Annotated in this window: 11 protein-coding genes; 7 read left to right on the top strand and 4 right to left on the bottom strand. The window is 72.0% G+C overall.

Annotated elements, in window-relative coordinates:
* The first annotated feature begins 2 nt into the window (after nt 1–2).
* The 4 genes from AB0J57_RS02615 to AB0J57_RS02600 are packed head-to-tail and all read left to right on the top strand — an operon-like array spanning nt 3 to nt 4,763.
* The gene (locus AB0J57_RS02615) at nt 3–551 is read left to right on the top strand and encodes a hypothetical protein (protein WP_366126073.1); all 549 of its coding nucleotides are present in this window, start codon (nt 3–5) and stop codon (nt 549–551) included.
* Complete coding sequence (locus tag AB0J57_RS02610; RefSeq protein ID WP_366126072.1) at nt 548–2,263, top strand: hypothetical protein; 1,716 nt, start codon at nt 548–550, stop codon at nt 2,261–2,263. Before AB0J57_RS02615 ends, AB0J57_RS02610 begins: the two co-directional genes overlap by 4 nt.
* A 5-nt stretch (nt 2,264–2,268) precedes the next feature.
* Complete coding sequence (locus tag AB0J57_RS02605) at nt 2,269–4,470, top strand: ATP-binding protein (protein WP_366126071.1); 2,202 nt, start codon at nt 2,269–2,271, stop codon at nt 4,468–4,470.
* A gap of 5 nt (nt 4,471–4,475) precedes the next feature.
* A complete protein-coding gene (locus AB0J57_RS02600; protein WP_366126070.1) occupies nt 4,476–4,763 on the top strand; it encodes a hypothetical protein in 288 nt (95 codons plus the stop codon).
* Here AB0J57_RS02600 and AB0J57_RS02595 read toward each other — a convergent pair.
* Both AB0J57_RS02595 and AB0J57_RS02590 read right to left on the bottom strand, forming a co-directional pair.
* Nucleotides 4,742–5,395, bottom strand: coding sequence for a hypothetical protein (locus AB0J57_RS02595; RefSeq protein ID WP_366126069.1), 654 nt, complete (start codon nt 5,393–5,395; stop codon nt 4,742–4,744). The two genes, AB0J57_RS02600 and AB0J57_RS02595, sit on opposite strands and share 22 nt — an antisense overlap.
* Nucleotides 5,392–10,005 carry a hypothetical protein gene (locus AB0J57_RS02590; RefSeq protein ID WP_366126068.1) on the bottom strand — a complete coding sequence of 1,538 codons (4,614 nt, stop codon included), beginning with the start codon at nt 10,003–10,005 and terminating at the stop codon, nt 5,392–5,394. The genes AB0J57_RS02595 and AB0J57_RS02590 overlap by 4 nt, the downstream gene beginning before the upstream one ends.
* Nucleotides 10,006–10,366: 361 nt before the next feature.
* Between AB0J57_RS02590 and AB0J57_RS02585 the strand changes: the two genes are divergently transcribed.
* The 3 genes from AB0J57_RS02585 (at nt 10,367) to AB0J57_RS02575 (ending at nt 14,114) form a co-directional block, all read left to right on the top strand.
* Entirely contained in the window at nt 10,367–11,779 is a 1,413-nt protein-coding gene (locus tag AB0J57_RS02585) for a family 2B encapsulin nanocompartment shell protein (RefSeq protein WP_366126067.1), read from the top strand.
* A 94-nt stretch (nt 11,780–11,873) separates the two neighbouring features.
* Complete coding sequence (locus AB0J57_RS02580; RefSeq protein WP_366126066.1) at nt 11,874–13,214, top strand: family 2 encapsulin nanocompartment cargo protein terpene cyclase; 1,341 nt, start codon at nt 11,874–11,876, stop codon at nt 13,212–13,214.
* Nucleotides 13,215–13,217: 3 nt separating this feature from the next.
* Entirely contained in the window at nt 13,218–14,114 is an 897-nt protein-coding gene (locus AB0J57_RS02575; RefSeq protein WP_366126065.1) for a geranyl diphosphate 2-C-methyltransferase, read from the top strand.
* Nucleotides 14,115–14,238: 124 nt separating this feature from the next.
* Here AB0J57_RS02575 and AB0J57_RS02570 read toward each other — a convergent pair whose 3' ends face one another.
* Nucleotides 14,239–17,424 (bottom strand): TIM-barrel domain-containing protein, encoded by a 3,186-nt coding sequence (locus AB0J57_RS02570; protein WP_366126064.1) that lies wholly within the window; start codon nt 17,422–17,424, stop codon nt 14,239–14,241.
* A 168-nt stretch (nt 17,425–17,592) separates the two neighbouring features.
* Complete coding sequence (locus AB0J57_RS02565) at nt 17,593–18,378, bottom strand: DeoR/GlpR family DNA-binding transcription regulator (protein WP_366126063.1); 786 nt, start codon at nt 18,376–18,378, stop codon at nt 17,593–17,595.
* Nucleotides 18,379–18,530: the final 152 nt, after the last annotated feature.

Here is an 18,530-nt window from a genome sequence, read left to right as displayed (position 1 = left end):
GGATGGCTCTCACCGTGGTGTACGCGGCCGACACCGGCCATGTCGTGGGTGCCCTGGCCCTGACCGGCACCAGTACCGGCACCGGCGCCCCGCCCGATGTGGCCGCGCTCGTCGGGCGCGAGCTGCCGCTGCGCGTGTCCCTCGGCGGCGGCCGCACCGCCACCCTCCCGCTGAACGCCAGGGAGCTCGCCGTGGCGGCCGTGGACGACGAACCGGCCGCCCTCACCGACCCGCTCGCCTTCGGCGTCGAACTGACCGCCGAGGGCAAGCCCAAACCCACCCTGCTGCGCCTGCCCACCTGGACCGACAGCGGCAGCATCGCGCTGGCGGCCGACGGGCTCACCGTCACCGTGGGAGTCCCGGTGGCCCGGCCCGCCAAGGTGGTCGCCCTGGTCTCCGACGACCAGGACACCCATGTGCTCGCCGGGGAGGTACCCGCCCAGCAGACCGGGGTGAAACTGCCCCTGACCCTCACCCCGGGCGGCACGCACGGCGTGCTGGTGCTCGTGGCCGGCTGGGCGGGCCGCCTGGAGAAGCAGGGGGTGACGTGACCGCGCCCACCGCACGGACCGCCGGGGACAACGGTGAGATCACGGTGCACCGCTGCTCCGTGACGGTGGTCCGGCGCGGTGGGTGGAGCTGGGGACCCGATCCGCGCGCCCTGGTGCAGAACGTGATCGACACCCTCCCGGAGCTGCTGGCGGACCACTTCGCACAGCACCTGAGCGGCGACGGCCCGGACGTGGAGATCACCGAACCGGTGACCGTCACCGTCCGGCCGGGCGGACCCGGATGGCCCGGCCGCCCCCACGCGACCGCCGAGGTCCACTTCCCACCGGCCTCCATGGTGGAGGTCCGGGACGAGGAGCCCGCCGGAGCGGCGTCGTTCGAGGAATCCTTCGCCGCGCCGGCGCTTCCACGGCGCGATCCCACGGCCGCCGCGCTCTTCGGCGAACTCGCCGAGCGGGGCGAACTGGACGCGCTGCTCGGGCTGTTGCCCGAGGAGTCGCTCCCGATGTACGTGCTCGCCCTGCTCGGCGACGGCGACGGCGACGCGGCGGCGGCCCGGCTCCTCACGGAGCTCGCCCGGCGCGCGGGCGCGGACGCCGGCGCCGCGGCCCTGTCCGGTCGGCTCGACGAGTACGTGGCGTCGGCGGACCCCGACGAGGTGGCGCGGCTCGCCCGGTCCCTGGCGGGCGGGCACGACGATGCCGTCGCGGAACCGGCTCCGCGGGCGGCCGGAGCCGTCGGGGTGCGCGCCACCGAAGAGGTACGCGTGTGGTCCGTGCTGCCGTTCCTGCTCGCCGGCCCGCTGGCCCGTATCGGCTACCTCGACGCGATCGGCCCCGCCCTGGCCGGTGCCGAACTGGCCGAGCACGCACCGCTGTTCGCGGCGGCCCTGGCGTACAAGGTCCTGGGCGTGACCGCGCGCGGCTGGCGGCGCGACGAACGGGACGCCGAAGCGGCCGCCGCCTTCGCCGGGCTGGAACCGCCCGTCCCCGACGAGGAACTGGCCGCGTTCGCCCGCGTCGCCCGCCCCGCGCTCCCGGTGCTCGACGGGGTCCTCGCGCTCGCGGTGTGCCGCGGCCACGACCCCGCCGACCCGCTCCTGCTCACCGGCGCCGGCGACGGGCTCCTCCTCGTGGACGCCCAGGGCATGTTCCCCATCGCCTGGACGGCGGACCCCGCGGCGCTGTTGCCACACTGGCAGGCCGGCGGGCGGCCGCCCGTGCTGGTCTGCGACGGCCCCCTGCCCCCCGGCACGCTGCGCGAACTGGACGCGGCGGGCGTGCCGTTCCTGACCGGCGTACGCCCCCTGCGCGGCGATCCCGTCACGCGGCTGCCCTGGCGCACGCCCCTGTGGACCGGCGCGGCACGGCAGCTCGCCGACCCGCGCCTCGCCGCCGAACTGCCCGGTCACGCCGACCGGTTCGCGGACCTGGTCACCGCCCTGGTCACCGAGCGCCGGGCGGCACCGCTCGCACCGGACGGCGCACTGGAGCGCACCGTCACCCTGGCCGCCGCCCTGGGCCTGTCCACGATCGCCTGGACGCTCTGGCGGGACCGCGAGACCCCGGACCCGCTGTCCGCCCTGCACCGCTTCGCCGACCTGGAGGCCACCGTCCGGTTCGAGCCCGCCGCCGTCCGGGTACGCGTCCCGATGGGACGGCGCCACGCCGACCTGCTGCGGGGCGGGCTGCTCGCCGACGTCCCGGACGTGCCCTGGCTGGGCGGTCGGGCCCTGACCTTCTCGGGAGGGTGACCCACATGGGGGAACCGGCGCTGGAACACCTGCGGATCCGCCTCGCGGACCTCCACCGGGCGCTGCGCGCCGCCGTCGAGCGGCAGGCGCGGCTCGCGGCCCGGCTCACCCGGCCGGACCTCACGCCGTACTGCGTGACCGACGAACAGGTCGACGTGCTGCTCGGCGAGGTGCACGCCTTCACCGACGCGATGGCCGCGCCGGACACACCCCGGCGGCCCGAGCCGGAAGCCGAACGGGAGCTGCGGCGGCGTACGTCGGCCCGTGGCACGGTCCTGCCGCTCGACGCGCTCGCCACCCGCTTCGGCCTGACCCGCGCCGAGCAGGACGCGCTGCTCCTGGTGGCCGCGCCCGAACTGGACCGGGGCTACGAGCGGATCTACGCGTACATCGTGGACAACCTGAACCGGCGGCTGCCGAGCGTGGAACTGCTGGTCACGGTCGGGGCGCTGAGCGCGTCGGTCCCGGACGGGCCCGGGAGTGCGGCGGACCAGGACGGCGGCGAAGGGGACGGGATCGCGGAAGACCCCGCCAGCGCCGACCGGGACGGCAGCGCGGCCGCCCGTCTCGTCCTGCGCCGTGCGCTCGGACCGGCCGGGCCGCTGCGCCGGTACGGCCTGCTGCGGCCCTACGGCGAAGCCGCGGTGGAGCTCGCGCAGGAACTCGTCCTGGGCCCCGGGGTGCTGGACTTCCTGCTCGGCTGGAGCACCGACGCCGGCCTGCTCGGCCACGACCCCGGCGAGGTCGCACCGCCGGACCCGCGCCTTCTCGCCCCGCATCTGTCCTCGGACCGGCTCACCCGCCTCGGCCGGGCGCTGGGCACGGGCGGCATCGACCTGGCCGGGCTGTGGGGCTGCCCGCCCGACGGCCAGCTCGATGCCGTACAGGCCCTGGCCCGGGCTGCCGGAGCGCCGCTGCGGACGCTGACCGGCGACCCCGAGGCCGACCTGCGGACGGCCGCCGCGCTTGGCGCGGTGCTGTGGATCCCCACCGACGATCTGCACGGCGAACCGGGACGGGAGCACATCGACACCATCTCCGCCGCGCTGCTCCGCTCCCGCGTGCCGGTGTGCCTGACCGGCCTGAGGCCCTGGCGCCCGGCGGCCCTGCTCGCCGTCCGCGCGTACGCCGAACTCACCGTCCCCGCACCGGGGTTCACCGACCGGCGCGCCATGTGGTCGGCGGCGCTCCCGGACCTGAACGGCCCCCTCCTGGAGGACCTCGCCGTGCGGTACCGGATGAGCGGCGGGGAACTGCGCGCCGTGGCGTCGGTCGCGGACGCCGGGGCGCGCCTGGCGGGCAACGGCCGCCCCGAACCGGTCGCCGACCACGTCGAACCCGCCATCGCCACCGTCACCCGGGGCCGCAGCGGAAGCGCGGTGCACTCGATCGTGCCCCGGCGGACCGTGGACGACCTCGTTCTGCCCGACGTCCAGTTCAAACAGATCCTGGAGATCGCCTCGGCGTTCCGCGCCTGGCCCCGGATCTCCGAGACGTGGGGCTTCGCCCGCCGCTCGGCGCACGGCGGGGTCAAGGCGCTCTTCACCGGAGAGCCGGGCACCGGCAAGACCATGTCCGCCGAGATCGTCACCGGCATGCTCGGCCTGGAACTGCTCAAGGTGGACCTGGCCCAGGTCGTCTCCAAGTGGGTGGGGGAGACGGAGAAGAACATGGAGACCGCGTTCCGGCAGGCCGAGGAGAGCCACGCGGTGCTGCTCTTCGACGAGGCCGACGCCCTGTTCGGCAAGCGCGGCGACGTCAAGCACGGCACCGACCGGTACGCCAACATGGAGGTCGGCTACCTGCTCCAGCGCCTGGAGGCGAGCGACGGCCTGGTGATCCTCACCAGCAACCTCAAGGACAACATCGACCCGGCGTTCACCCGGCGCTTCCACTTCGTGGTCCACTTCCCCCGCCCCGGCGCGGCCGAGCGACGCAGGCTGTGGCGGCTGGCGTTCCCCCAGGAGGCCCCGCTCGCCCCCGACGTCGACCTGGACGCGCTGGCCCGCCTCGACATGACCGGCGCCGGCATCACCGCGGCGGCCCGCACCGCCGCCCTGGCCGCCGCGGACGCCGGCGGCGACGCGATCGCCATGCGGCACGTCGTACGCGGAGTGGCCCGCCAGTTCCAGCGCGAGGCCCGCCTGCTGCGCCCGTCCGAACTCGGTCCCCACGCCCACCTGCTCGACGCCGCACCGGAGGGGTGAAGCCGATGCTGCCCACCGAACCCCCGCTCTCGCTGCACCGCCTCCTCGCCCCGGTTCCCCCGGCGCGCCCCCAGGAGACCGCGACGGCCACCCGCCAGACCCCGCCGGCCACGGCGCCGGCACCGGTGAAGCCGCCGACCGCTTTCGAGCGCCTCCTGGTGGCGGGCCAGAACCAGGTGGGCAACGCGGCGGTGGCGGGCGCGGCGGCCCAGTCGGCACCTGCCGTTTCCGGGCCGGCGGCCCTGTTGCCTGCACCGGTGCGTAAGGTCGTTCAGGCCCCCGCGTCCCCCTGAAGCGCGTCCGCCCGCCGTTGCAGCTCCCGCACCCGCTCCAGGGCCTCGTACGCCTCTTCGACTTCCTCGTCGTCCACCGAACCGGCTCCCCAGCTCGACGGGTTGTCCTGCTCCGCCTCCAGACGACGGACCGCCCTGACATGTTCGCCGTGCAGGACCTCCAGCAGCCCATCCCCGCAGCGCACGGCCTGGCCAGCGGCAGCCGTCCGCGGGAGGGCGAACACCGTCGAGCGGCCCTCCCGCAGCTCACTGAGCCGGTAGCAGACGACCTGGTCCGCCGTGTCGAACTGGAACGCGGGAATACGGAAGAGCGGCATCAGATCGGGGTCCTCCGCCAGGAGCCGCAGCTCGGTGTCGACCATGCTGTTGATCCTGTCCGACGGACCTCCGTGGTCGGGCGGCACGGCGAGCTGCCACGGCTGGTTGGTGAAGCGGGCACGCAGGTCCAGCCGCCACAGGCCGCCCTCGACGACGACGAACACCTCAGGGGGGAACGTGACGCCGTAGCACTCGCGCAGGACCTCGCGCGGGCCGAGCCCCGTCTCGTACAGTGCGCGCGCCAGCCGGGCCATCGACGTGTAGTCGTCGCGCGATGCCTCCGCCCGCAGCCTGTCGAGGCTCTCCGGGGTCATCGTCGTCCTCCTCGCCGCTGCGGCTTCGTGGTGTTGTCCAGTGCCCGCCGGATACGTTGCCACAGCCCGCTGAGCTCGGGAGCGGTCATCGTCGAGATGATCTCCTCAGTGATCTTCTGCGCCTGCTCGATGCCCTTCTTGACGCGTTCGTTCGCCGCGATGTCACTCTCGATCAGATCCTTGACGTTGGCCTCGAGCTTCCTCAGGCGCGCCTTGATGACCGGGCTGTCGACCGTCAGCCGCGGGTTGTCGGCCATCAGCATGGCGACGTCCTCCACATGGACGAAGACCTTGGTCCTCAGCTCGTCCCTGACGCTGTCGCTGATCCCGCGCGTGGCCCGGGAAAACTCCCTGGCCAGGGTATTGGCGCTGGCGTTGGACTGCGACTGGATGATGAGCGCGTACATGCGGTGGCTGACACGGATGGCCTCCAGCCACCTCTTGCCGCGCATGCGTCCCTGGGCGGCCAGACGGACGGCCTCCGGCCTGACGGTGAGGCCCCGGGTCAGGTCGCGGGGCAGGGGGCTGGTGCTGGTGCTCGCCTCCGGCGCGTAGGCGACGGAGAAGTCCGTGCCGAAGATTTTCATCAGCTCGTTGCGGAAGGTCCGGCCCTCGGCACTGCCCACGCCGAACAGCTTGCCCTGGCTGCGCGCGTGGTCCCCGGCCGTGAGCAGGGCGGAGGTCCTGGCGTTCTGGAAGATGCCGCCGGAGCTCTCCTCGTCCCACGCCTTGATGAGCATGTTGGGCTCCGTCGGGTAGAGCATCTGCGGGTACTCCTTGGCGATGGCGACCCGGATGGCCCGGTCCAACCGGTTGGCCAGCAGCGTGAGCTGTTTTCCACGGCGGTTGGCATTCCGGCCCCAGTCGAAGTCCTCGAAGTGGTAGCCGCCGATCGTGAGCAGCGGATGCCGGTCCATCTCCAGGAGCACCTTCTCGTACGCCCTGAGGACCCCCGCACCGCTCCGGGCGGCGACACCCGTGTCGGCGTCCTGGCTCACGATGTGGACCTGGCGGTTCACCGGCGGCTTGAGGATGTCCACCGCCTTGCGGGTGTACTCGGAGCGCAGCACCTCCTCGCGGAACAGGCCGTAGGGCAGTGCGCCCTTGTCGCGCAGACCCTTCTCGTTGGCCTCTGCCCGCTTCTTGTGACGGCCCTTGAGCTTCCGGTAGGCCACGCGCACCTCGTCCATGCCGGCCGCGGAACCGTCCTTGCTGTTGACCCACCGGGGCGTCCAGACGAAGCCGAACACCGCGAGCCGGAGCTCCGGCTGTTTGAGGACGCTGTTGATGGCGTCGCTGACCGGGTCCCCCTCCTGGGGATTGAGCCGCTCGAACGTGTTGACACCGATCACGACTGCGGTGCGCGCCTCCGCGAGGTCTTCGGCGTGCTTGGCCCCCGTGCCCGCCCACGCCTTGTCGAGGTACCGGAGTGCCACCTTCGGGTTCTTCTTGATCTCGTCGGGGATCGCCGCCATGTTGACGACGAAGCCGATCCAGAGCTCGTTGCCCTTGAAGGGCTGTGTCAGGGCGTTGAGCTGCACGACCGCGTGCGGGTGCCTCCGCATGCCGATCGGCTTCCTCGCCTTGCCGATCTCGTAGGGGAACAGATCCCGGTACGAGGTGCGCTTCTTCGGGTTGATCGCCACTGTGACGAAGTACCTGCTCGGGCCCGGCTGCTCCAGCTCGATCCGGGTGAGGCGGTACCGCACCTTGATCGCCGGAAGTCCCCGCCGCACGCTCTCCTCCGTCGCGCCTTCCGCGTCGAGCAGACGTGTGGCATCGCGCACGGCGGCGTCGAGGGCGCGCAGCATGTCCTTCCTGGACCGTTTGTCGGGGCGCTTCTTCCCGGGGCCGCGCCGGTCCTTCCGCTTCGGCCCGCGCCGGTCCGGCTTGCGCCGCCGGTCGGGGCGCCTGCGCCGGTGGGGCCCGCCGGTGCCGTCGCGGTCCGGGCGGCGCTTCGGCGGCTTCTTCTTGTCCGGCTTCGACCTGAGCTTGGCCCACAGCTTCTTCACCAGCCCGACGATCTTGTCGATGACCCAGTCCACCGCTCGGTTGACCGGGGCCGACAGCCGCTGGACGATCTGCCGGACCCGGCCGGCGATGCCGCCCACGCCCAGGATGGCCGCAAGGACGCCGAGCAGGACGGGGATCGAACGGGCCAGGGCGCGTTCGATCAGGGCTGGTACGCCGCCGCTGCCGCCCCGCGCGATGGCGATGACCGCGTCGAGCACCGCGTTAACGAAGTCGAAGATCTGGCGGGCCTGGGTGACGATGAACCGGATGAAGTCGATGATCAGCTTTACGGCCCGGACGAACGCGGACGCCGGGTTGAGCAGCGAGATCACCCACATGATGCCGGCGACCACGATCGTTGGAGTGACATAGGCGATGACGTCGTCGAGCAGCTTCTTCTTCAGGTCGCCGACGCGTGTCCTCAGGTCCTCCCACATCGCCGCGACGCCCCGTTTGCGCACGTCGGCGAGGAGGGGTACGCCCGTCTCGGCCGCCGCGACCGCCGGTTCGGGGACCTTGCGGGTGATCCGGGCGCGGATGTTCTGCCACGTCAGGCCCAGCAGGCCGGCGAGCATCTTCACCACGCCCTGGGTGTCGAACTTCGCCGGCATCTCGATGCCCGCCTCGGCCGTCCGGCCCAACAGCCACGACAGGATGCCCTGCTGGAGATGGCGGCCGATGTTCTGGAGGAACCGCCGCAGACCGGCGCCGACGGCGGAGACCAGGTTGCGCAGGAAGCCGATCGGGTCCTTGAGGATCAGCATGACCGCCTGGGCGGCCTTGGCCAGGACCGCCAGCAGCAGCCGCTTCAGCTCCAGGATCGTGTTGATCACGGCCTTGACCGCGTTCACGGCCTTGGCCACCAGGCCCTTGTTCTTCTCCTTCTCCGCGGCGATCTCGTCGTCGACGGCCTTGAGCGCCTCGGTGTACTTGGTGGCCAGCGTGTCGACGAGCTGGGTGCCCTTGTCGTCCACGGCCTGCGTGAGCTCGTCGAACTTGTCGCTGAACTCCGCCGCCGCCTGCTGTCCGATCGCCCGCAGGTCGGCCGGGAGCTTGCGCACCGCGTCCCGCAGCTCGGCCCGGCCCTGGGCGATGCGCCGCTTGGCCCGGGTCAGCTCCGCGCCGATGGTGTCGGCGACACCGGAGATCACCTGCCGCATCCGGCGCACGTAGTTGTCGCGGGCCTCCTCGAAGATCTTGTCCGCCTCGGCGGGCAGTCCCGCGAACAGGTCCCGCACCCAGCGCAGTTTGCCCGTGGCACCCGAGTACCGGCGGTCCTTGTACTCGTCCATCTTCCGCCGGTGCTCGGCGGTGAACGCCTCCCGGGCCGCCTTCTCGCCCCGGCTGAACTGGTCGTCGACGAGCTTGTCCAGGCCCTCCAGGATCGCCTCGACGTCCTTCTTCATCGTGTCGAAGACGCCTTGCAGGACCGCCGTGACCTGGGCCCGCTTCTCCTCGTCCCGGCCCTTCGCGCCCTTCTTGCCCGTGTCGACCCGCTGCCCGGTGCGCACCCGCTCGGCGCCCATCGCGGCCATGGCGGCGGTGCCGAGCCGCTTGGCCTGCGCGGTGGAGGCGCGCAGCTCGGCCGCCTCGTGCTTGCGCAGCCGCCCGGGCGCGGTGTCGGAGTGCCGCTCGGCGGCCTGCTTCTCGCCCAGCGCCTTGGTGAACGCCGGCTCGTTGGACTTCCGCAACTGGCCCTCGGTGACCTGGGCGTCCGCCATCCGGCGGTCGACGTCGGCGGGGCCCGCCGACATGTCGGTGGCCGACGGCGGCAGCCTGTCCGGCACGGCTTGCGCGGGGTTCGGCGCGCCCGGAGCGCCGGGGGGCCGGTCCGCGCTCATCGGCACGACCTTCTTGGGCACGGCCGCCGACGTGTCCGGTGGGGCGGCGGTCGTCGTGGCGATCTGCTCGGCCGAGTCCGACTTGCCCTCGCCGACCCTGCCGTGCACCTCCGCCCGGACCTCGTCCGCCTTGCCGGAGCCGGCGAACTTGTCCGCCTCGTCCAGGTTCTTCGGGGCCTTGTCCGCGATCGCCTTCTCGACCGCCCTGATGAAGGCGTCCTTGTCGAACTCCTTCGGCTTGGCCTCGTTCATCTTCTCGGCGTTGGCGGTCTTGCCCTGCGCCACCTCGTCGTCCTTGGGCGGCAGCGCGGCGTCCTGCGCCGCCACCGCCTCGGCACGCGGCGGCGGGTGCGAGGCGGCCAGCGCCCGCTTCTTGTGCCGTACGTCCTTCTTCAGCGCCGCGAACTTCGGATCCGCCTCGGGGCCCGGCCGGGCCTTCGCCTTCTGCCCGCCGCCGGAAGCCGCCGGGGCCTCCGCCTCCGAGCCACGAGCCGCCGGAGCGGCCCCCGCCTCGCCGCGGCCGGCCGCGGCGACCGCGCCGTTGCCGACCATGTCCTGGGCGGCGGGCGTCAGCCGCCCGGGGAAGGGCGGAGCCGTCACCGGTCCGCCCCGGCCCGCCAGGGCGTTCTTCACCGCCGCGTTGGACGTGCCCACCGGGGGCCGGGTGGAACCGGTCGTCTCCGGCCGCTGCTTCGTCGGCGCGGACACCGCCGTCGACGCCGTCGGCCGCACCGCGAAAGCCTTCGGCGCTGGCATCGAACGGAATCCCTCCCACAGCACGTCAGTGGTGAGCAGGAGCCCGATGCTCCAGGGACACTCCGGCGCAGTGTGCCAACACGGGCGTGACGGGTGCGTCACCCCGGTGTCCCCGAAGCGTCGCCGTACGCAGCCCGGTTACACCGGTTGGCCGGGTAAACCCCGTGCGGACCAAGATCACTGCTTCGAGGTAATGCCGACGGCGTCGCGCGGCGAGCCCGTGGCACCGGCCGTTACTGTTCCCCGGGATCTGGGCCTTCTCCCAGAAAACGAATCGCTTCTCCCTTTTGCATTCTTCCTTTTTCACCGGTTGGCGCGCGCGAACGCCGATCACCGCCCTTGCCGAGGAGAGCCCGACCTGATGACAGTTGAGACCGGCCCGGAGGCACGGCTGGAACCGCCCCAGCAGTCCAGCCTGGGCACCGCCGCCGCCCGCAACCTCGCCACCACCACCAAGTCCGCCCCGCAGATGCAGGAGATCACCTCCCGCTGGCTGCTGCGGATGCTCCCCTGGGTGGAGGCGAAGGGCGGCGTCTACCGGGTGAACCGCCGGCTCAGCTACGCCGTCGGCGACGGGCACATCGAGTTCCTCCAGGACGGTGCCGACGTCCGGGTGATCCCCCGCGAGCTCGGCGAACTGGCGCTGCTGCGCGGCTTCGACGACGACGAGGTGCTGACCGCCATCGCCGACCGGTGCGTCCAGCGCGAATTCCGCGCCGGCGAGGTGCTGGCCGAGCACGATGCCCCCGCGGAGCGGATCCACCTGATCGCCCACGGCCGGGTCAAGCAGACCTCCGTCGGCAAGTACGGCGACGAGGTCACCGTCTCCGTACTCGCCGACGGCGACCGGTTCGGTGAGAACGCCCTTCTGGACGCCGACGCGAGGTGGGACTACACCGCCACCGCCGAGACCAACGGCACCCTGCTCACCCTGTCCCGCGCCGACTTCGCCGCCGTGCTGTCCTCGTCGCCGGGACTCCAGGCCCACATCGAGCGGTTCAGCTCGCTGCCCCTCCAGCGGCAGAACCGTCACGGCGAGGCCGAGATCGCGATGTCGGCCGGCCACACCGGCGAGGTCGAGCTGCCGGGTGCCTTCGTCGACTACGAGCTCCACCCGCGCGAGTACGAACTCTCCGTGGCGCAGACCGTTCTCCGGGTCCACACCAGGGTCGCGGACCTCTACAACGAGCCGATGAACCAGACCGAGGAGCAGCTCAGGCTCACCGTCGAGGCGCTGCGCGAGCGCCAGGAACACGAGCTGATCAACAACCGGGACTTCGGCCTGCTCCACAACGCCGCCTTCAAGCAGCGGATCCAGCCCCACTCCGGCCCGCCCACCCCGGACGACCTCGACGAGCTGCTCTGCCGCCGCCGCGGCACCAGGCTGTTCCTCGCCCACCCCAGGACGATCGCCGCGATCGGGCGCGAGTGGAACGCCCGCGGGATCTGCCCCGACCACGTCGACGTCGACGGACAGCCCGTCCCGGCCTGGCGCGGGGTGCCGATCCTGCCCTGCAACAAGATCCCCATCAGCAAGGAGAACACCAGCTCGATCCTCGCCATGCGAACCGGCGAGGACAACCAGGGCGTCATCGGGCTGCGCCAGACCGGCCTGCCGGAGGAGTACGAGCCGGGCCTGTCGGTGCGCTTCATGGGCATCAGCGAGCAGGCGATCATCTCGTACCTGGTCACCACCTACTACTCCGCCGCCATCCTGGTGCCCGACGCGCTCGGCGTGCTGGAGAACGTGCAGATCGCCCGCAGGTCCGGCTAGCGGACCCGTCCGGCGGCACGACAGCCCGGCCTCCCGGGCCGGGCGAGCCCGCCCGGCACCCGGGACAGCACACCCCCTCACCAAGGAGTCACGGATGCCCGATCCTGGGCTTTCCCCTCTGCAGTCGAGCCTGCCCGCCGCCGCGGCCGGCTTCGCAGCCCATGTCCTCGTCCACACCCGCACCCAGGCCGCCGAGACCGCAGCCGAGGCCGAGGCCGAGCCCGAAGCCGAGGCCCAGGTCGAAGTTCCGGCCGGTGGCGCCCGGCCCGACGTACCAGCCCCGCCCGCCTCGTCCGCCTCGTCCGCCCCGCCCGCATCGCCCGCTGACGGGGCGAGCACGCTGAACCGCGCCCTGGAACGGATCATCCGCGGCCCCAGCGGTCTGGGCACGACCGGGCTCTCCCTGGCCCGGCGTCAGGGGCCGTCCGCGCCAACGGAGTCGCGGCCACCGGCGGAGGGCACGCCGATCCCGGGCCTGTACCACCACCCCGTGGCGGAGCCGGACCAGGCGCGGGTGGAGGAGGTCAGCCGGAGGATCAAGGCGTGGGCGGTGGACGAGGTCCAGGTGTACCCCCCGGAGTGGGAGGACCAGTTCGACGGCTTCTCCGTCGGCCGCTACATGGTCGCCTGCCATCCGGACGCGCCCACCATCGACCACCTGATGGCCGCCACACGGCTGATGGTCGCCGAGAACGCGGTCGACGACTGCTACTGCGAGGACCACGGCGGCTCACCCGTTGGTCTCGGCAGCCGTCTCCTGCTGGCGCACACGGCTCTCGACCCGGTCCACACGACGAAGGAGTACGAGCCGGCGTGGGCGGAGTCGCTCCACTCGGACGCCCCCCGGCGCGCCTACCGCTCCGCCATGGAGTACTTCGTCCAGCTCGCCACCCCCTCCCAGGCCGACCGGTTCCGGCACGACATGGCCCGGCTGCACATGGGGTACCTGGCCGAGGCCGCATGGGCGGAGACGGACACCGTGCCCGAGGTGTGGGAGTACCTGGCGATGCGCCAGTTCAACAACTTCCGCCCCTGCCCCACCATCACCGACACCGTCGGTGGCTACGAACTGCCGGCGGATCTGCACGCCCAGCCCGCGATGCAGCGCGTCATCGCACTCGCCGCCAACGCCACCACCATCGTCAACGACCTGTACTCCTACACCAAGGAGCTCGAAAGCCCCGGCAAGCACCTGAACCTGCCCGTGGTGATCGCCGAGCGTGACGGCGTCTCGGACCAGCAGGCCTACCTGAAGGCGGTGGAGGTCCACAACGACCTCATGCACGGCTTCGAGGCCGAAGCCGCCGCCCTCGCCGCGGCCTGCCCCGTCCCCAGCGTGCTGCGCTTCCTCCGCGGAGTGGCCGCGTGGGTCGACGGCAACCACTACTGGCACCAGACCAACACCTACCGCTACAGCCTGCCCGACTTCTGGTAAGAAATGGACGCATCTGTGACCAGCACCGACATCACCACCGTGGACGGCACCTCGACGTTCGTCCCCGGCCCGGCCTCCCCCTACCAGGGCGACATCGCCCGCTACTGGGACCAGGAGGCCAGGCCCGTGAACCTGCGTCTCGGCGACGTCGACGGGCTCTACCACCACCACTACGGCATCGGCGACGTCGACCACGCCGCCCTCGGGGACGCCGAGGACAGCGAGTACGAGAAGAAGCTGATCGCGGAGCTGCACCGCCTGGAGTCGGCGCAGGCCGAAGTCCTCCTGGACCACCTCGGCTCCATCGGGCGTGACGACACGCTCGTGGACGCGGGCTGCGGCCGGGGCGGTTCGATGGTCATGGCCCACCAGCGATTCGGGTGCAAGGTCGAGGGCGTCACCCTCTCGGCCAAGCAGGCCGACTTCGCGAACCGGCGCGCCCGCGAACTGCGCATCGAGGACCACGTCCACGCCCGCGTGTGCAACATGCTCGACATGCCCTTCGAGACCGGGCAGGCCGCGGGCTCGTGGAACAACGAGTCGAGCATGTACGTCGACCTGCACGACCTCTTCGCCGAGCACTCCCGCGTCCTCGGGGTCGGCGGCCGCTACGTGACCATCACCGGCTGCTGGAACCCGCGTTACGGCCAGCCCTCGAAGTGGGTCTCCCAGATCAACGCGCACTTCGAGTGCAACATCCACTCCCGCCGGGAGTACCTGCGCGCCATGGCCGACAACCGTCTGGTGCCGCAGGCCGTCATCGACCTGACGGCCGCCACCCTCCCCTACTGGGAGCTGCGGGCCACGTCGTCCCTGGTCACCGGGATCGAGGAGGCGTTCATCAACTCCTACAAGGACGGCTCCTTCCAGTACGTCCTGATCGCGGCCGACCGCGTCTGACCGACCGCGTCTGACCGACCGCGTCTGACCGACCGCGTCTGACCGACCGGGGACCACAGACCGCGACGCCGGGCCCGTCACCTGACGGACCCGGCGCGCTGGCGTGGAGGGACCGGAATCGGGCTCAGGCCTTGGGCGTCCAGCGTTGCGCGGCGGTGCCCGTGCAGGTGGCGAGTTCCAGCTTGGTGCCGTTGGCGGTGCCCGAGCGGACGGGGGCGAGGCAGCGGCCGCCACTGGTCACGCTCGACTGGGCGCCGAACTGCCACCGCTGGGTGGCCGAGCCGTCGCACGGCCGTACGGTGACGGTGGCGCCGGAGCCGTCGAGGCAGACGCCATCCTTGCCGGTCAGCGTCCCGGCGGCCGTGAACGTCCAGCGCTGGTTCGTGCCGCCGTGGCAGGAGTACAGGGTCGGTTCGGTGCCGGCGGTGGTGGAGCCGTAGGGCAGGTCGACACAGGACGAGGAGGCCCCGTTGACCAGAGTCGCGTCCACCGGGAGCGGGGTGGCCTTCCCGGTGGCGGAGATCTCGGCGGCGCTGGTCCACGGACCGCTGTCGCCTGCCTCGGTCAGGGCCTTGAGCCGCAGGTAACGCCCGGTCCTGGGCGCGAAGGACTCCTTCTTCTCGGTGGCGGAGTCGGCGAAGGTGCCCGTGGCGACCGGGCTGCCCCAGTCGGCCGTCGTGTCGGACACGTACACCTCGTACGACCCGATCCGGCCGTTGGCGCTGCCGTCCTGGCGCGGGAGGTAGGACAGGCCGTCCACGTCGTAGCGCGCTCCGAGGTCGATCTGGATCTCGTGCGGGAGCGGGGCGGCGGAGCCGGAGTAGGCGGTGTGCCACATGGTGGCGGGGTTGCCGTCGACGGCGTTGGCGGCGGCGCCGTTCTCGGCGGAGGTCTCCTGGCTGTCGGCGTACTGGACCTTCCAGGCGGCCTTGGAGATCGGCGCACCGGTGGCGGGCACCGCCGTGGCCGGGAGCAGCGTCAGGCCGTTCGCCGTGACGGTGAACGCCCCGGACTTCGACCCGGCCTTGACCCACAGCGTGCCGGAGCGGTCGGCCGGGTCGAAGTACCAGCCGGTGGCGGCGGAGTCGTACGCGCCCTTCGAGGGCAGGGCCGGCAGGGCGGTGCCGTCGACGGTGACACCGGTGGGTGCGGCGGCCGCGTGGACGGTGAACTCGTAGCCGCGCGAGGCGGGTTTGCCGTTGTAGGTGCCGGTGCTCGCGCCGACGGCGATGCGTACGTCGCCGGTGCCGGAGGCCGGGGCGGTGACGTCGACCTTCTGCTTCGCGTAGGCGCCGCTCTTGTACGCGCGCGTGATGCCGTCGTCCTCGTAGAGGGTGAAGGTGGAGGAGCCGCGCGGGTGGATGTCGTAGGTGAGCCTGTCCACCGGCTTCTCGCCCGTGTGGTTCATCTGGGGCCACATCGGCACGATGCCGCCGCCCTTCACGAACAGGGGAAGCGTGTCGAGCGGCGCGGAGTAGCCGTTGAGCCAGCCGGGGCCCGAGTAGGTCTTGCCGGTCCAGTAGTCCGTCCACGTGCCGGCCGGCAGGTAGATGCCGTCACGGGTCGTGGTGTCGGTGACGACGGGCGCCACCAGCAGCGAGTCGCCGGACATGAACTGGCCGCTCGTCCGGTTGTCGCGCGCCACGGGGTCGTTCGGGTACTCCAGGACCATGGCGCGGACGGTGGGGGTGCCGGTCTCGGTGGCGACGCGGCTCGCCGAGTAGAGGTACGGCATCAGGCGCATCTTCAGCTTCAGGTACTTGCGGTTGATGGACAGGTACGGGTCGGAGAACCGCCACGGCTGCTTGTCCTGGTAACCGGCCTCCGGGTTGGTGGGGCCCCAGCCGGACATCGTCATGAACGCCGGGGTGAACGCCTTCCACTGGAGGTCACGGACGTACGTCTTCGGGCTGCCCCCGAAGATGCCGTCCACGTCGCCCGCGGCGTAGTTGAGCGCGGACAGGCCGGCGCCCGTGATGGCCGGGACGTGCCAGCGCATGGCGTCCCAGGTGCCGGAGGTGTCGCCCGTCCACACGACGGCGTTGCGGTGGGTACCGGCCCAGCCGTCGACGGTCCAGACGTAACGGCGGGCGTCGGAGTTCTTCTCGATGCCGTCCACGGCCTGCTGGACGCCGTCGAAGGCGTACTTGTAACCGGGGCCGATCCAGGCGACGTCGGTCTTGACGCCCCGGCTGCCGGCGGTGCCGACCTCCTGGTCGATGTTCGCCAGACCGGTGGAGGTCCACAGACCGGTCTGGAAGCCCTTGGCCTTCAGCCCGTCGACCGTTGCCTTGAGGTCCGTGTAGCCGCAGCCGTAGCCGTCGTTGGGCAGGAACCAGCCCGAGGGCATGTCGGCGGCGCGGGCGTCGGCGGCGTACCCGAGGACGTCCTTGGTGGTCTGGTGGCGCGCCCGGTCGTGGTCGCCCTGGTAGTCGGGGTTGGAGGCGTTCCAGCAGTCGGCGTTGCCCAGTTCGAAGCCCCACATCGGCGCCAGGAACGGCTTGCCGCTCACGTCCGTGTACGCGTCGAGGACGCCCTTCAGCGAGTCGCCGACGAAGTACCACGCGTCGAAGCGGCTCTCGTTGTGGGTGAACGTGCCGGGCGCGCCGAAGCTGTACGTGCCGGGGGCCCAGGTGTTGCGCATCACGCCGTAACCGTTGGTCGACATGTAGAACGGCGCGGGGCTCGCGTTGGTGTTCTCCTTCCACGTGTTGGCGACCGAGACCGGCACGGTCCTGCCGCGCAGCGCCCACTCGCCGAGCCGCAGACCGGTGCCGTAGAACTGCTCGTCGGGGCCCTGGGCCAGGTACTGGCTGGTCTGGGAACCGGTCCAGGACAGCGGCTGCGACTCGGCCCACACGAGCGTGGTGTTGTCGGCGCGGTAGACGGAGAACCGCAGCGGGGACTTGTTCACCCGGATGTTCAGGGCCGGGGTGGTGATGCGGTAGTAGGCGCCGGCGTCCGTGACGCTCGTCGTCACCGCCCCGAAGTCGGTGTCGATGGCGAGGGCGCCTCCCGCCGGGTCGTCGGCGAAGGTGCCCTTGGGCGACAGCCAGATCCGGAAGATGTCCTGACGGGCTATCACCACCCGTGCCTTCGCCGCCGTCGACGTGCTGATCGTGACGGTGTTCCCGGACCGGCTGACCCCGGTCACGTCACCGGCGCTCGCCGCCGCCGCGGGGCTCGTCGGCCCGGCGACCGAGAAGACGGCCGCCACCATGGCGGCGACCAGGCCCAGGATCGCCGGGCGTCGGCCGCGGGCCCGGCTCCCTCCCCACCGGCGTGGGGGTCGTACGGAACGTTCGCGCATCACAGCCGCCTTCCGGCCATGCGGATGCCGCCATCCGGCGGCGCCGCCGACAACACGGGTCGACGGGCCATGACAACAGTCACCCTGGATGACGTCAAGTGCGCGAAGGCGGTCTGTTTCAATCAGGAGCGCGCATGACTGCTCGACCGGGCCCAGTGCGGGCGAGGCCTACACGCGGTGGACGTCGACGCCCTGCTGGGTGAGCTGTTCGACGAGGTCGTCAGGGGCGTCCTGGTCGGTGACCAGGACGTCGATCTCGCTGATCGCGCAGACGCGGGCGAAGGCGCGCTGCCCGAGCTTGGTGGAGTCGGCGACCACGACGACCCTGTCGGCACGCTCGGCCATGGCCCGGTTGGCCTCCGCCTCGCCCTCGTCGTGGGTGGACGCGCCGAACCGCGGGTCGACCGCGTTGACACCGAGGATCGCGTAGTCGAGTGACAGGCCCTGGAGGACGGCGGCCGCGAGCGGGCCCGTCAGCTCGTACGACTGCGGTCGGGCGACCCCGCCGGTCACCACGGTCTTCACATACGGGCGGACGGCCAGTTCGTTGGCGATGTTCACGGCGTTGGTGACGATCGTCAGGGCGGTCCCGGCGCGATGCTCGGCCAGATCGGGGCGGGTGACCAGCTCGCGGGCCACCTCCGAGGTCGTCGTGCCGCCGTTCAGCCCGACGACCGCGCCCGGCGGGATGAGCGCGGCGGTGGCACGGGCGATGCGGTGCTTCTCGTCCGCCTTGCGCGCGGTCTTGTAGCGCAGGGGCAGGTCGTACGTGACCCCGCTGAGCACCGCCCCGCCGCGGGTGCGGGTCAGGAGCTGCTGGCGCGCCAGCTCCTCCAGGTCCCGGCGGACGGTGGCGGGGGAGACGTCGAGCAGTTCGGCGGCCTCGGCCACCTCGATGCTGCCCCGCTCGCTCAGCGCGTCGAGGAGCCGCGTCCACCGCTCGTGCGTACCCATCACCGTTCTCCTCTGTCGCGTCACGGCCTGCTTGGGCTGTTTCGGGCTGTGAGCGTAACCCGCCCGCTCAGCTCGGTGCGCATTCGTGCGCACTCTTGCTTAAAGCTGAGCGATAGGCCTATAAAAAGGCCATCTTCAATCACGAATCCAGG

This window comes from Streptomyces sp. NPDC049837 (assembly GCF_040674455.1).
Lineage (GTDB): Bacteria > Actinomycetota > Actinomycetes > Streptomycetales > Streptomycetaceae > Streptomyces.
The sequence above is the reverse complement of the archived record's forward strand: the minus strand, read 5'-3'. Positions and strand labels throughout refer to the sequence as shown.

Excerpts from the sequence above, each read along its gene's own strand:
- AB0J57_RS02615 (WP_366126073.1), top strand. The coding sequence starts at position 3 with ATGGCTCTCACCGTGGTGTACGCGGCCGACACCGGCCATGTCGTGGGT.
- AB0J57_RS02605 (WP_366126071.1), top strand. The coding sequence starts at position 2,269 with ATGGGGGAACCGGCGCTGGAACACCTGCGGATCCGCCTCGCGGACCTC.
- AB0J57_RS02600 (WP_366126070.1), top strand. The coding sequence starts at position 4,476 with ATGCTGCCCACCGAACCCCCGCTCTCGCTGCACCGCCTCCTCGCCCCG.
- AB0J57_RS02595 (WP_366126069.1), bottom strand. The coding sequence starts at position 5,395 with ATGACCCCGGAGAGCCTCGACAGGCTGCGGGCGGAGGCATCGCGCGAC.
- AB0J57_RS02590 (WP_366126068.1), bottom strand. The coding sequence starts at position 10,005 with ATGCCAGCGCCGAAGGCTTTCGCGGTGCGGCCGACGGCGTCGACGGCG.
- AB0J57_RS02585 (WP_366126067.1), top strand. The coding sequence starts at position 10,367 with ATGACAGTTGAGACCGGCCCGGAGGCACGGCTGGAACCGCCCCAGCAG.
- AB0J57_RS02580 (WP_366126066.1), top strand. The coding sequence starts at position 11,874 with ATGCCCGATCCTGGGCTTTCCCCTCTGCAGTCGAGCCTGCCCGCCGCC.
- AB0J57_RS02575 (WP_366126065.1), top strand. The coding sequence starts at position 13,218 with ATGGACGCATCTGTGACCAGCACCGACATCACCACCGTGGACGGCACC.
- AB0J57_RS02570 (WP_366126064.1), bottom strand. The coding sequence starts at position 17,424 with ATGCGCGAACGTTCCGTACGACCCCCACGCCGGTGGGGAGGGAGCCGG.
- AB0J57_RS02565 (WP_366126063.1), bottom strand. The coding sequence starts at position 18,378 with ATGGGTACGCACGAGCGGTGGACGCGGCTCCTCGACGCGCTGAGCGAG.